This window comes from Kribbella sp. NPDC026596 (genome assembly GCF_040638415.1).
Lineage (GTDB): Bacteria > Actinomycetota > Actinomycetes > Propionibacteriales > Kribbellaceae > Kribbella.
Genome location: NZ_JBEZYF010000030.1, coordinates 20,778 through 34,430, shown reverse-complemented (window position 1 = coordinate 34,430; position 13,653 = coordinate 20,778). Strand labels below are relative to the sequence as shown.

The window sequence follows — 13,653 nt, the reverse complement described above, 5'->3', positions numbered from 1 at the left end:
CTCCTTGTCATGAGCTGGTGGTGCGGGCGGCCAGACGCTGCTGCAGAAGGACGGCGATCACGATGATCAGGCCCTTGGCCACCGACTGAGCGGAGATGCTCAGGTTGTTCAGGGTGAACACGTTGTTCAGGGTGGTGAAGATCAGTACGCCGAACACCGTGCCGACGATCGTTCCCCGGCCACCGGACAGCAGGGTGCCGCCGATCACCACGGCCGCGATCGCGTCCAGTTCGTACAACTGACCATGGGTCGAGCTGCCGGTCGTCGTCCGGGCCATCAGCATCACCGCGGCGATACCGCAGCACAGCCCGGCCAGCATGTAGAGGGCGACGGTGTGACGCTGCACCTTGATGCCGGCCAGCCGGGCTGCCTCGGCGTTGCCGCCGACGGCGAAGGTCCGCCGGCCGAAGGTGGTCCGGTTGAGCAGCACCCAGCCGGCGGCGGCGACCAGCAGGAAGATCCAGACCAGCACCGGTACGCCGAGCAGTGAGCCGCCGAAGAAGTCGACGAACGAGTTGACCGTGATGATCTGGGTCTTCCGGTCGGAGATGATCTCGGCCAGACCGCGGGCGGCCGCCAGCATCGCCAGTGTCGCGATGAACGGGACCACCTTGCCGTAGGCAACCAGCAGTCCGTTCACCAGGCCACACGCCGAGCCGACCACGAGCGCCGTACTGACCAGCAAGATCCAGTGGTAGTCCGCGGCCAGCTGCTGGGTGGCCAGCGTGCTCGCCCAGACCGACGAGAGCGCAACCATCGCGCCGACCGACAGGTCAATGCCGCCACCGGTGATCACGAACGTCATGCCGACGCTGACCACACCGATCACCGCGGCCAGCCGCAGGATCGTCAGCACGTTGGCGCCGGTGGCGAACGTGTCGCCGGCGGTGACCACGCCGACGATGCAGAGCAGCACCAAGGCGACCACAAGGCCGAGGTTGCGTCCGGCGCCGGTCCTCAGCAGGTTAGTGGAGCGTTGGGCCGCCGGCTGGGTGACAGTTGCCTGCGTCGAGGCAGTCTCTGAGGGTGCGATGTCCTCACTCATCACACGGCACTTCCTTCCATCACCAGGTCGAGGACCTGGTGTTCGTCGATGTCTTGCGCGGGCCCGGTGTGGACGGCACGCCCCTCCCGCAGTACGACGACCCGGTCGGCCAGGCCGAGCACTTCCTCGACCTCGCTGGAGACCAGCACGATCGCGACCCCGTTCGCGGCCAGCTTGCGAATCAACGCGTAGATCTCCGACCGCGCGCCGACGTCGACGCCCCGCGTCGGTTCGTCGAGCAGCAGCACGCGGCAGTCCCGCAGCAGCCAGCGGGCCAGCACGACCTTCTGCTGGTTGCCACCGGACAGGTTGCGCACGGGATGGTCCACGCCGGCCGGGCGAACATCCAAGGCGGTCGTGAGCTCCGCGGCTGCCTCCCGCTCGGCGCCTCGGTTCAGGAATCCCCCACGGGCGAACCGTTGCAGGCTGGATGCCGTGATGTTCTTGTACACGGCCTCGTCGAGCAGCAGCGCCTGACTCTTCCGCTCCTCCGGCGCCAGCCCGACCCCGGCCTTCACGGCGGCCTGCACCCGTCCCGGCCGCAGCTCCACCCCGCCGACCTTGACCGATCCGGTCGCGGCCCGGCGAGCGCCGTACACGGTCTCGAGTACTTCGGAACGCCCGGAGCCGACGAGTCCGGCCAGGCCGACGATCTCACCGGCGCGGACAGTGAACCCGATCCCGGCGAACTCACCCGGCCGGGTCAGGTCATCCACGTCCAGTACGACCGGCGCCGTACTGAGGATCTCCTGGCGGGGCGGGAAGACGTACTCGATCGAGCGGCCGGTCATCAGCCGGATGAGTTCCTTCGTGGGGGTCTCGCGAGCGTCGAGACCGGTGGCGACGGTCGCGCCGTCCTTCAGCACGGTGACGCGGTCGCCGATCTGACGGATCTCCTCGAGCCGGTGCGAGATGTAGACGACGGCCACGCCGCGCTCGGTGAGGCCGCGGATGACGCGGAACAGGTTCGCGACCTCCTCGGGATCGAGGACCGCGGACGGCTCGTCCATCACGATCAGGTGCGCGTCGCGGGAGAGCGCACGGGCCATGCTGACGACCTGCTGGCCGGCCGACGGCAGCGAACCGACCGACCGGTGCACCGGGATCTCGCCATGACCGAGGCCGCGCAGGATCTCGCGGGCCCGGGTCGATGCCTCGTGCCGGCGGCTGAAGCCGTAGCGGGCCGGCTCGTGCCCCAGAAAGATGTTCTCGGCAACGGTCAGGTCGGGGACCAGGTCGAGCTCCTGGTAGATCGCCGCGATCCCGCGGTCGATCGCCGCGGTCGGGCTGTTCAGCTGGACCTCTTCGCCGTTGATGTGGATCGTGCCGGCGTCGGGCTGGTGCGCGCCGGTCAGCACGCGGATCAGCGTGGACTTGCCGGCGCCGTTCTGCCCGAGCAGGCAGTGCACCTCACCGGCGCGGACGTCGAGGTCGACACCGTCGAGCGCCCGTACGCCCGGGAACTCCTTGACGATGCCCGTCATCATCAGCAGGTCGGTCATTGCGCGACCCCCGGCTCGGCCCGGCCGATCACCGTCGGATCGACGAAGACCTGGTCGAGCGAGATCTGCGCGCCACCGCGCACCGCCGCGGCGAAGCCGAGATCGGACCGCACCACCCGGCAGCCGCCGCCGTCCGGCGCGATCACGCGATCGCGGATCGCCTTCTCCAGTGGTTCTTTCAGCCACGGCCCGAGGACGGCGAAGTAGCCGCCGAGCACGAGCACGTCCGGGTTCAGGATGTTCACCAAGATCGCTCCCCCAATCCCCAGCCAGGTACCGACGTCCTTCAGCGCGGTCAGCGTCCGCGCGTCCCCCGCCTCGGCCCGCCGGGTGATCCCGGCCAGCCGCTGCTCCACGTCCAGCGACGGATCCCGGACCGGATCGTCCCTGTCCGTTGCCTTGTGCAACAGTGCGGTCAGTCCGACGACGGTCTCCCAGCAGCCGGTCCGCCCACAGCCGCAGGTCCGCCCGGGCGGCGCCACCGGCATGTGCCCGACCTCGCCGCTGTACCCGTGCCCGCCGCGGAGCAGATGCCCTCCGGTCACCATCCCGCCACCGACACCGACCGCGCCGGTCAGCAATACGAGATCCTGTACCTGGTCGGACTTCCGAATCTCCGAGTACTCCGCCAGCGCCGCGAGATTCGCCTCGTTGTCGACATGCAACCCGTACGACGGTTCACCCAGCCGCGAGCGCATCTCCTGTGTCACCGAGACCTCGCCCCAGCCCAGGTTCGGGGCCAGCTTGAGCTCACCGGTGTCGCCTTCAACCAGACCCGGTACGGCGAGCGTCACGCCGGCGAGCTGTCCGCCGCGCGCGTCCACGGCCGCCACGGCTTCCCGGACCAGGTCCGCCAACCGGTCGAGCGTCGTACCCGGGTCGAGAGGAGCGACGTCGACCGGAACGCGCTTCTCGAGCACGATGTCGCCGGCCAGGTCGAGGGCTGCGACGGCGAGGTAGTCGACGTTGATCTCGGCGCCGACGCCGCAGACGCCGGAGCCGTCGAGCTCGACGAGCTGGCCGGGGCGGCCGAGGGCTCGGGTCGAGTCGGCCGGGCCTTCGCGCAGCAGACCGCGCTCGACCAGCTCGGCGACCAGGCTGCTGACGGTGGCCTTGTTCAGGCCGGTGTCGGCAGCGATCCGGGCGCGGGACCGGGGGCCGAGGTCGCGGACGTGCCGCAGGACCACCGAGAGGTTGTTCCGGCGGAGCGAGACGTGGTCGGCGGCGACACCCCGGTTGCCCGGGCGGCGACCGTCGCTCAACGTCATCTGGCACCCCTTCCAGAATTTGTCTGTTGAGCCAACAAACTAAGTTTCAGCGGGAATCACGTCAAGGGGTTGCGACGATCACTTTCTTGCAAGACTCTATTCAAGATTTCCTACCGCTCGACCTACCAGACGGCGCACGCGAATCTCGGCAACGGACGGCCCGCCCCGCGGTTCTGTACGACGCCACCCGAGGGCAACCAGATCGCGAAGGCCGCCGAGACCGGCGCGTGGGTACCGGCCGGCTCGGGCATCCGCGCGCTCGACGAGGACGGTACGGCGTGCTCCTCGGACTACTACCTGCGCCTGACCAACGACGGCGGCCGCATGTTCAAAGGCCAGGCCCCACTAACCGAAACCCGACCGACAGCCCCGATGCCGGCCTAGAAGAGCTCCATGCTGTCGGAGGCTGCGGTGATGACAGGGTTGTCCAGGTAGAGACGGCATGCGATCGCGTGGCCGGCGCAGGTGAGGAGTGCTGGGCCGGCCGCGTCGACTACTCGGTAGGCCACCGGGTGCTCGCAGCGCTCGACAGCGCCCTCGTTGGCCCGGCCACACCCGAGGACGTGGCAGGTGCTCGTCTCACCGGCGTTCATCAACGTCAGCCCGTGCTCCGGGCAGACCCCCCAGCCGACTCCGCAGGCCTGGCCTTCGTTCGCGGCCAGGCGAACCAGCTTGCCGGCGGTGACCTCCAGCTGGCTCGCGATCTCGCGGAAGGTGCTGGCGGCCTGGTCGAGGTCGCGACGGAAGCGCCGCAGCTCGACTGATTCGGGCATCCCCCGAGTCGCGGCCTGCAGGTCCTCGGACAACGTCATCGCGGCGACCGCGATCTCGTCGACCCGGACAGGCGTGTTGAACTCGCCGAGCGTCGTACCGGCCGGCCTTCTCGGGCGGTCACGGACCTCCGAGGTCCAGTCGCTGCGTGCAGCGGCTTTCCGACCCTCGCTCTGGCCCTGGTCCTGGCCCTGCTCCAGCGGGATCTCGGCGACTTGCTGGTCGGCCTGCCAGCCGGCGTCCGGACGCGGGCCCGGATCGGCCGGCTTGTCCGCCGGAACTTGTCCGAGCTGAGCTTCCGGTTGCGGACCGTGACCATTGGTCCCGTTCGCCGCCGCGGTCCCGTTCACCGGGACCCGGCTGTCTTGCGCTGTCCGCCCGTTCATACAGCCTCACTCGTCAAGTGCCTGGCCATCGCCATGCGCGCCCCCTGATGTGCCTCCGGTGGCCGATCGTGCCACGTTTGCGGCGCCTGAGACCAGAGCAAATAGCCGCGCGTCACCCACCGCTCTCCTCCCCTTGCACACCGCAACGATTCACCCCAGATGACGGGACAGTTCCCCACTCAGCGTCCGCTGAATCACACGCTGTGCATTCCTCAACGTTGCTCTAACATTTCCCCACGGACAGTCACTGTAGCCGGTCAATCCGTAGTAATGAGGCGGTTTTTCAGGAACTCGACAGTCCGATTTCGGGCCGCGAAAGCCGAGTTCGGCGGCTCCTCGCGGACTTCGGCGGTGAGCACCGAGTGAGCGGACCGGCTGTAGCCGTCGGCGTTGCCGGGCGCGGAGTCCAGCTCGATCACCTCCAACGCATCACCGAGCTGCGCCCGCAACGTGGCGAACCGCTCGGCCGGTGCCATCCGGTCCTGACTGAAGCGCAGGCCGAGCAGGCACAACCCGTCCGACCGCGTCCGCTCCTTGACGACCTCGAGCTCGGCCTGGGACAGGCCCGGATCACGTCGCAGCCGTGGCGTCACCGCGAACGGAGTCGACGGCTGGCTCAGCACCGGGGCGGTGACGACGTCCTCGACCGCTGTGGCCAGCGCGAACCCACCGCTGAAGCACATCCCGATCACGCCGACCCCGGGTCCCGGCGTACGCGCGGCCAGGTCGGTGGCCACCGCCCGCAGGTACCGCGTGATCGGGCGCTCGGCGTTCGCCGCGAAGCAGCGGAACTCCTTGGTGACACACAGCCGCGCGACGATGCCCAGCACGTAGCCAGGGGTCTCGGGGCGTCCCGGCGTACCGAACGGCGACGGGATGACGACTGTGAAGCCCTCGTCGACGAGGTGGTCGCCGAAGCCGACCACCTCGGGTGTGAGGCCGGGGATCTCGGGGATCAGCACGACGCCCGGCCCAGCGCCCTTCTCGAAACAGTCGTAGGTCAGGCCGGCCCCGGTGAACGGCGCCCGCCGCCAGCCGGCCAGATCGGAGCTCGGTGCGGCACTCATGGACGACAGCTTAGAGTGCCCGGTCGGCAACAACCTGTCGTCTGAGTAGACGGGTTGAGGCAATCTGCAAGTGATAGCCGGGAAGCCGTTGCCGAATTGCAGCTTTCGGCATCCCATCCGGCAAACCAGCTCGTCCGGCTCCGCCGCGGAACCTGGTGCTTACCGCCCGCCGTTCACGGCTCACCACAACACCACCAAGCCGGAGTACGAGCCGAACGCGGTGATGGTGAAGTTCAAGCCGAAGGCTACGACCTCAGCCCGTAAGGCCGCGGTCTCCAAGTTCGGGGCCACGACCGAGCAGTCCGTGAGCTCGGGCATCGTCAAGCTCAAGGGTGACCTCTCCGCAGCCGACCTGCTCAAGAAAGCGAAGGCAGACCCGACCGTCGAGCTGGCCTCGCTGAACTACAAGCGATGGATCTCCGCCGTTCCGAACGACCTGTACTACGGCACCGATCAGAAGACCTACCTGAACACCGTCCGGGTGCTGCAGGCCTGGGACCTGTCCAAGACCACCGGTAGCCAGATCGTCGCCGTCCTCGACACCGGTGTCGACGCCGGTCACCCCGACCTGGCCGGGCACCTGGTGGCCGGCTACAACGCCACCTCGCCGAACCGTGGACCGATCGACGACAACGGGCACGGCACCATGACGCTCGGCATCATCGCGGCCGGTGCCAACAACGGCCTCGGGGTGGCCGGCGTCGGCTGGAACGTCAAGGCGATGCCGGTCAAGGTGCTCGCGTCGAACGGCGGAGGGTACGACGTCGACATCGCCGAGGGCATCGACTGGGCCGTCGCCCACGGAGCCAAGGTGATCAACATGTCTCTCGGCGGACCGGGAGACAACGCGGTGCTGCACGACGCCGTGCGACGGGCGGTCGCCGCGGGCGTCGTCGTGGTGGTTGCTGCCGGCAATGATGGCTCCGATGTCCTCCAGTACCCGGCGGCGTACCCGGAGTCGATCGCCGTCGCTGCGACCAACGCGGTCGGCGTGCTGACCGATTTCAGCTCGTACGGCGACTGGGTCGATATCGCCGCTCCCGGCTGGAACATCCTCAGCACCGGTGTGCGATCGATGACAGGGTCCGGCTACGCGCCCTACTGGTCCTGCACCGGCACGTCCTGCTCGGCGCCGATCATCGCCGGCGTCGCGGCCCTGGTGAAGAACAAGTGGCCGACGTTCACACCGGCTCAGGTCGCGCAACGGCTCAAGGTCCTCGCGCGTGACGCCGGTCCGCGGGGCACCGATCCGTACTACGGGGCCGGCATCGTGGACGCGTACGCCGCTCTGGGCGGCAAGTGGACCACGGACTTCCCGGTCAACCCGGCGGACGGCAACGACCAGCCCGCGCGGGCGACCGCGCTGTCGGGCTCGACCAACTCGACGATCACCGTCGAAGGCGACGTGGACTGGTACAAGGTCACGTCGGCGGCGGCCCGTTCCCTCAAGGTGTCGCTGACCGGGCCGGAGTTCAACTGCGCCTACTCGTCGAACTTCGGGCCTCGGGTCGACGTGTACGACGAGGATCTGGTGTCGCTCGGGAACGCCGTGATCCCGTACCCGACGACGCCGATCGACCCGAACACGGGATGCAACAAGCCCGTGGCGCTGACCGCGGCCACGACCGTCAGCGTGCCGGCCGGCACCGCGTACATTGCCGTCCGCAACGACAACGGCTCGCGGGACACGCGCGCCTACACGCTGAGCGTCGGCGAGGCCGGCGGTACGGCGAGCAGGGGAACGGACTTCCCGGTCCGGAACGCCCTACCCGCCGATCTGTCCACCGGCCAGGCGGTGTCCACGACGCCCTCGATCACCTTCGCTCGGGCTGTCGAGGCGGGCACGGTGAGCGCGAGTACGGTGCGGTTGGTCAACGGCAAGTCCGGGGCCTCGATCGGCGGCACGGTCGCGTACGACGCGGCGACCAAGCAGGCGGTCATCACGCCGACCACGCCGCTGCTGGACAACACGACGTACAAGATTGTTGTTGCCGGGGTCAACGAAGCTGACGGCACCACGGCGGTTGCGCCGTTCAGCAGTGTGTTCACGACCGTGGACGTGGCGCCGCAGGCGGTGGGATCCTTCGACGCCACCGGTGCGTACCTGGCGGCGAACCTGTCCTGGAAGGTCCCGGCGACGACCGACATCGACCAGGTGATCGTCCGGCGGAATGCTGGGAGCAAGGTGCCTACGATCAGCACTGCGGTGCTGGTCTATGCGGGGACCGGGTCCGCGGTGAAGAACACCGGGTTGTTGCAGGGGACGACGTATACCTATGCGGCCTGGGTGAAGGATCGCAGTGGGAAGGTCAGCCCGGTGGCGGCGACGCAGTTGCTGGGGATGACGTCTGGGATCGCGGTGACGTCGACGTTGGTCAACTACGGGGCGTCGATCACGATCAAGGGCTCCACGGTACGAATCGACAACAAGGCGTACTCCGGGTTGCCGGTCAACATTTACGTGCGGCCGAAGAACGTGTCGACGTTCAAGTTGCTGGCGGCGTTGAAGACGTCGTCGACCGGGAAGCTCAGCTACGTGTACAAGCCGGCGGTGTCGTCGGTGATCATGCTGACGTTCCCTGGCAACGCTGACCTGTGGGGACCCGCACCCCAGACCTCACCGTGCAGGTCACGCCGACGATCTCGGCGACGCTGGCGCCGGCGGCGCTCCGGCTGGGGTCGGTGACGAGGTTCAACGGGTACGTCGCTCCGGCGCACTCGGGCAAGCTCGTCTACCTGCAGCAGTACGGGAACAAGGTCTGGAAGTCGATCGCCTCGGTGAAGCTGAGCGCCACCGGGGCGTACGCCTTCGGCATCAAGCCGTCCATCCGCGGCCAGATCGCCTACCGGGTCTGGTTCCCGGCGGATGCGGACCACACCCAGGCGTACACCGTGAACAAGATCCTCACGGTGAGCTGACAAGTTGCACCACAGCACGCCCCGGCCGGTCGGCCGGGGCGTGCTGCTTTCCGTCCCCGCCCGGGTCAGGGGGCGTAGTGCTGGATCGCACCTCCTTGGGAGAGGTCGACGAGGGTGTGGGCGAGGGCTCGGGCGTCGGCGAGGATTTCGTCGAGGTTCATCGTGGTGAGTTGGCGGTCGCGGACGACGATCTTGCCGTCGACGAGGACTGTGATGACGTCGGAGGGGCGGACCGAGTACACGAGGGCTGCTCGGGGGTCGTGGACAGGTTGGTTGTGCGGACCGGAGAGGTCGACGAGGGCAATGTCGGCTTGGCGGCCTGGTTCGAGCACGCCGATGCGGTCAGCCAGACCGGCCGCCGCTGCGCCACCCCGGGTCGCCAGGCGGAGAGTCTCGGACAGGGTCATCCACTCGGCGTCGTGTTCGCGCTGCTTCTGCGTCAGGGCGACCATCCGCAGGGATTCCCAGACGTCGAGAGTGTTGTGCACGGCTGCTCCGTCGGTGCCGACGCCAACGCGTACGCCGGCGGATCGCAGACCCCTGATCGGCGTCACCTCACCCATCGCGAGCTTGAGGTAGACCTTCGGGCAACTGGCGACGGTCGTGCGATCGGCGTACCGCTGCAGGATGTGCAGGTCGGACTCGCGGATGCCGCACCCGTGGGCGATCAGGGCGCCGGCCCCGAGTACGCCGGTGCGCTCGAGGACCTGCATCGGCGTGACGCCGTGCTTCTCGAGTGACGACCGGGTTTGGTCGTCGGTCTCCGCTGCGTGCAGGTGGATCCGGAAGCCCTCGGCTTGCGCGATGTCCGCCGTACGCCGTAGGTCGTCGTCGGAGACCGTGTACGTCGCGTGTGGTCCGAGGCCGGCGGTGATCCGGGAGTCGATGGTCCGGAGGTCGCGGGCGGTCGCGATCGCCGCGTCGATGGATTCCGGGCCGGCGGAGGAGAAGAACGTGGGCGCGAGGTCGGCGCGGATACCGGACTCGACCGCGGCGGCCGCGATCTGATCGGCGTGGAAATAGTGATCCACGAACGTGGTGACACCGGCCAGCAACATCTCCGCACACGCCAGCCGCGCACCCACGCGCACCCGCTCCGGCGTCAGATTGACCTCCATCGGCCAGATCCGCCGGTTGAACCAGTCATCGATGGAGACGTCCTCGGCCGCACCCCGCATCATCACCATCGGACTGTGCGTATGCGAGTTCACCAACCCCGGCACAGCCAGCAACCCGCCGCCCTCAATCACCTCCCACTCCCCCGACTCGGCCGGCGAGGCGTCCGTCGGGGTGATCGTGGTGATCCGGTCGCCGTCGACACGAATGTCCTGGGCGTCGTCGACGCGGCACTCGCCGGACTCCGGCACCACCAGCACCGCGACGTTGCGAATCAGCACTTGCGACATCCGTCGTCCTCCGATCGATGGTCGTCGTAACGGCAGTCTCGTAGATCAGCAGTCCACGACCCCGTGGAGCCCGCACGACTACAGAACCCAGGTCAGCTAACTGACCTGGGTTCTGTAGTCGCCGGCCGGACTGACTAGGACGTCGTGCGTTTGAGGAAGGCCAGGGCGGTGTCGGCGACCTCGTGCCAGCCCTTGTCGATGGTCAGGGCGTGGCCGCGACCTTCGAGCTCCACGATCTCGGTAATGCCGGGATTGTCTTGCTGTTGCTTGTAGGAGGCGTTCGCGACCGCCCAGGGGACGGTGTTGTCCAGCTCGCCGGAGATGATCAGCAGCGGACCACGGTCGGGGTTCTTGGTGTTGACCTTCGCCTCGGTCCAGGGGTTGAGGTTGGCCGCCGCCGCTTGGAACAGGGGTTTGCCGGCGGCCGGTACCGCGTAGGTCTCGTACAGGTGCTTGGCTTCGTCCTCGTCGACCGCGTTGGCGAAGCCGTAGCGGAACTGGTCGTAGGTGAGCGGGACCGCGCGGCTGCGGTTGGCCGGGTTGCCGAGCACTGGGAAAGCCGACTTCAGCGCGGAGATCGGCAGCGGGAGTACTCCGCGGAACGGAGCCGGGTCGATCGCCACGGACGCCGCGGCCAGGCCGCGGCCGGCCAGGATCTGGGTCAGCAGTCCGCCGAAGGAGTGGCCGACGATGACCGGCTTGCTCTCCAGCCCGCTGATGATTTCCTCGAAATGGTCGGCGACCTGGCCGATCGACTTTCCTGCGAACGCCTCGGGGTGGAGGTTGGCCTCTACCACTGTCTCGGGATCGTCCGGCCAGCCCGGCGTCAGGCTGACGTATCCGTTCTCCTCGAACAGAGTCGCCCATCGGTCCCAACTGCTCGGCAACAGCCAGAGCCCGTGAATGAACACGACGGGCGGTCGCGCCGTGGCGTTCGCGTGCTTGCACTGCTCCAACTCGTGTTCTGTGATCGTCCGGGCGCTCTTGGATGCGTCGGATCCGGAGTCAGACATGGATGGCCCCTAGCTTGGAAGGAGAAGTGATCGGTCATCGGGCAGCTCTCCCGTGCTGTGAGCTGCCGCAGGTTGAGGGAGTCAGAGGGTGGTGATCAGGCCACCGTCGATGACGAAGTCGCTGCCGTTGACGTTGGAGGCTCGGTCGCTGGCCAGCAGCAGGGCGAGGTCGGCGACCTCTTGTGGTGTCGTGAAGCGACCGGTCGGGCTGTCGGCGGCGGCGCTGCCGGCGACCTCGTCGGGATGCAAGCCGCGTGCTCGTGCGACGGTTTCCGCGACGCCCCCGGTGCCGAGCCAGAGGTCGGTCTGCACCGGACCGGGGCTGATCGTGTTGACCCGTACGCCCCGCGGTCCGAACTCCTTGGACAGCGACTTGCACAGGTTGCTCAGGGCTCCCTTGGCCGCGCTGTAGTCGATCACGGTGGGATCGGGCAGCGAAGCGTTGACCGAGGCAATGGTCACGATGCTCGGGCTCGGCCGCCCGAGCATGTGTGGCAGGGCGGCACGGATGCTGCGGAGCGCGGCCAGGAAGTTGATCGTCAGGGTCGCCGTCCACTCCTCGTCGGTCACCGCCAGAAATCCGTCGAGCCGCGGCCGGACGGCGCCGACGTTGTTGACCAGGATGTCCAGGCCCTGGTGTCGACCGGCAGCCTCCTCGATCAGGTAGCTCGGGCCGCCCGCCTCGGCCAGGTCGACCTTGACCGCGTGGACCGCGAAGCGGTCGGCGAGGAGGTCGAGCTCGTCGCTGCCATGCAGCGCACCGGCCACGACCGTGACACCCTCCTCTGCCAGTGATCGGGTGATCGCGAGGCCGATACCCTTGCTGGCGCCGGTGACCACGGCGACCTTGCCGGTCAGATGAAGCTCCAAGGCGATCTCCAGCTCGTCGGACGACCTGTCGATTCCGACGGTAGGCCCGCCGAGCCTCCGTCGACACCACGTGATCACGTAGTCCGGTCCGGATTGCTTGCCGCCCCGGCTGGTCCCGGGCGAGTATGAGTGCGGGCCGTACCTAGGGCCGCCGTCTGGCGCCTGGAGCGTCCACCCGACGCTGGAGGAGCCATGGACGACGCAGGAACGGGAACGCGCTCGGGAGCTGTACAGCACGTCCTCGACAGGGTCGAGCACGGCGGCCACGGATCGCGCACGGTCTCGGATGCGATCCAGCTTTCGTGGCGGCGCTCCGCCGACGCCGGGCTACCTCCTGACCACGTCTCGGTCCCGTTCGACCCCGACGTCGACAACGACAGCAGGCTTCGTTGGGCCGCGGCGCCGACCCTGGCTGCCGTCAGCGCTGACCTGGTCGACCTACCGGTGGCGTTGCTTCTCAGCGACCACACCGGGCACTTGGTCGAGCGATGGGCCGGTTCCAGCAAGACCTCGGACGTGATGGACCGCATCGGTGCAGCACCTGGCTACGTCTGCCGCGAGGAACTGGTCGGCACCAACTCGATCGGCCTGGCACTGCTGACCTCCGGACCGACCGTCGTCCTGGGCTTCGAGCACTACGCCGACAACCTGACTGCCGTGTCGTGTGCCTCGAGCGCAGTGGTCCACCCGGCAACCGGACAACTGCTCGGCGTCATCAATGCGACCTGTCCCGGGACGATCTACAACGCGGTGATGCCCGCGTTGGTCGGCCGCGTCGTGGCCGAGACTCGCCGCCGGCTGCTCGAGGAATCACGTGTCCCCTCACCGGCACTCCGCGCCGCGTTCCTGAACGCACGACGCAGGTCGAAGGGCGCACTCGCCGCCGTCAGCGCCAACACCATGTTCTTCAACACGGCCGCCGGCCCGATCCTCACCGCCCCGACCGATCGCGCCCTGCTGTGGGGCTGGGCCGAGCAGGCGATCCGCGATCACAAAGGAGCCCTGCAGGCAGTCGTCGCCTACTCCTCCGGCCCCAGGACCACACGCTGCGAACCCGTGTACGACGGCTCGACCCTCGCCGGAGCCGTCGTCTGGATCGGCCGACGGACGCACCCCGCGCCCACCGCCGAGATCCTCGACGCGGGCTCCGTGGGCCGTTGGTCGCTCCTCACAGACTCCGAACGAACCATCGCCGAACACGTCGCGCGCGGACTCACCAACCGGGAGACCGCCGCCCTCCTGTTCCTCTCGCCCCACACGGTCGATTACCACCTTCGGCAGATCTTCCGCACTCTCGGCGTACAGTCCCGGGTCGAGCTCGCCCGCATCGTCGGACGGACACGTCGGACGGACCCACCCTGAAGGTTCAGGGGAACAAATGTTCGAATCTCGTGTAGGCTGAGGCC

General features: G+C 68.3%; 12 protein-coding genes. 4 read left to right on the top strand and 8 right to left on the bottom strand.

Going from position 1 to position 13,653, the window contains the following annotated elements; genetic code table 11:
* Positions 1–7: 7 nt before the first annotated feature.
* The 3 genes from AB0E63_RS24340 to AB0E63_RS24330 are packed head-to-tail and all read right to left on the bottom strand — an operon-like array spanning position 8 to position 3,815.
* Positions 8–1,045 (bottom strand): ABC transporter permease, encoded by a 1,038-nt coding sequence (locus AB0E63_RS24340; RefSeq protein ID WP_360370407.1) that lies wholly within the window; start codon positions 1,043–1,045, stop codon positions 8–10.
* A complete protein-coding gene (locus tag AB0E63_RS24335; protein WP_360370404.1) occupies positions 1,045–2,547 on the bottom strand; it encodes a sugar ABC transporter ATP-binding protein in 1,503 nt (500 codons plus the stop codon). Before AB0E63_RS24335 ends, AB0E63_RS24340 begins: the two co-directional genes overlap by 1 nt.
* Positions 2,544–3,815, bottom strand: a complete 1,272-nt coding sequence (locus tag AB0E63_RS24330) for an ROK family transcriptional regulator (RefSeq protein WP_360370401.1) — start codon at positions 3,813–3,815, stop codon at positions 2,544–2,546. The genes AB0E63_RS24335 and AB0E63_RS24330 overlap by 4 nt, the downstream gene beginning before the upstream one ends.
* A gap of 69 nt (positions 3,816–3,884) precedes the next feature.
* On the opposite strand from AB0E63_RS24330, the gene AB0E63_RS24325 reads away from it, so the two are divergent.
* On the top strand, positions 3,885–4,199 hold the full coding sequence (locus tag AB0E63_RS24325) for a hypothetical protein (RefSeq protein ID WP_360370398.1): 315 nt from the start codon (positions 3,885–3,887) through the stop codon (positions 4,197–4,199).
* Here AB0E63_RS24325 and AB0E63_RS24320 read toward each other — a convergent pair.
* Together AB0E63_RS24320 and AB0E63_RS24315 are read right to left on the bottom strand one after the other, a co-directional pair.
* A complete protein-coding gene (locus AB0E63_RS24320) occupies positions 4,196–4,972 on the bottom strand; it encodes a hypothetical protein (protein WP_360370396.1) in 777 nt (258 codons plus the stop codon). The genes AB0E63_RS24325 and AB0E63_RS24320 overlap by 4 nt on opposite strands.
* A gap of 257 nt (positions 4,973–5,229) precedes the next feature.
* Positions 5,230–6,039: a dienelactone hydrolase family protein gene (locus AB0E63_RS24315; RefSeq protein WP_360370393.1), complete on the bottom strand. Its 810-nt coding sequence runs from the start codon at positions 6,037–6,039 to the stop codon at positions 5,230–5,232.
* Between the two features lie 70 nt (positions 6,040–6,109).
* On the opposite strand from AB0E63_RS24315, the gene AB0E63_RS24310 reads away from it, so the two are divergent.
* Positions 6,110–8,725, top strand: a complete 2,616-nt coding sequence (locus tag AB0E63_RS24310) for a S8 family serine peptidase (RefSeq protein WP_360370390.1) — start codon at positions 6,110–6,112, stop codon at positions 8,723–8,725.
* Positions 8,722–8,958, top strand: a complete 237-nt coding sequence (locus AB0E63_RS24305) for a hypothetical protein (RefSeq protein WP_360370387.1) — start codon at positions 8,722–8,724, stop codon at positions 8,956–8,958. The genes AB0E63_RS24310 and AB0E63_RS24305 overlap by 4 nt, the downstream gene beginning before the upstream one ends.
* Before the next feature lie 65 nt (positions 8,959–9,023).
* Here AB0E63_RS24305 and AB0E63_RS24300 read toward each other — a convergent pair whose 3' ends face one another.
* The 3 genes from AB0E63_RS24300 to AB0E63_RS24290 form a co-directional block, all read right to left on the bottom strand.
* Positions 9,024–10,364 (bottom strand): amidohydrolase, encoded by a 1,341-nt coding sequence (locus tag AB0E63_RS24300; protein ID WP_360370384.1) that lies wholly within the window; start codon positions 10,362–10,364, stop codon positions 9,024–9,026.
* A 134-nt stretch (positions 10,365–10,498) separates the two neighbouring features.
* Positions 10,499–11,377 (bottom strand): alpha/beta hydrolase, encoded by an 879-nt coding sequence (locus AB0E63_RS24295; RefSeq protein WP_360370381.1) that lies wholly within the window; start codon positions 11,375–11,377, stop codon positions 10,499–10,501.
* Between the two features lie 81 nt (positions 11,378–11,458).
* Complete coding sequence (locus tag AB0E63_RS24290; RefSeq protein WP_360370378.1) at positions 11,459–12,247, bottom strand: SDR family oxidoreductase; 789 nt, start codon at positions 12,245–12,247, stop codon at positions 11,459–11,461.
* Positions 12,248–12,439: 192 nt separating this feature from the next.
* Between AB0E63_RS24290 and AB0E63_RS24285 the strand changes: the two genes are divergently transcribed.
* A complete protein-coding gene (locus AB0E63_RS24285; protein ID WP_360370375.1) occupies positions 12,440–13,609 on the top strand; it encodes a LuxR C-terminal-related transcriptional regulator in 1,170 nt (389 codons plus the stop codon).
* Positions 13,610–13,653 lie beyond the last annotated feature (44 nt).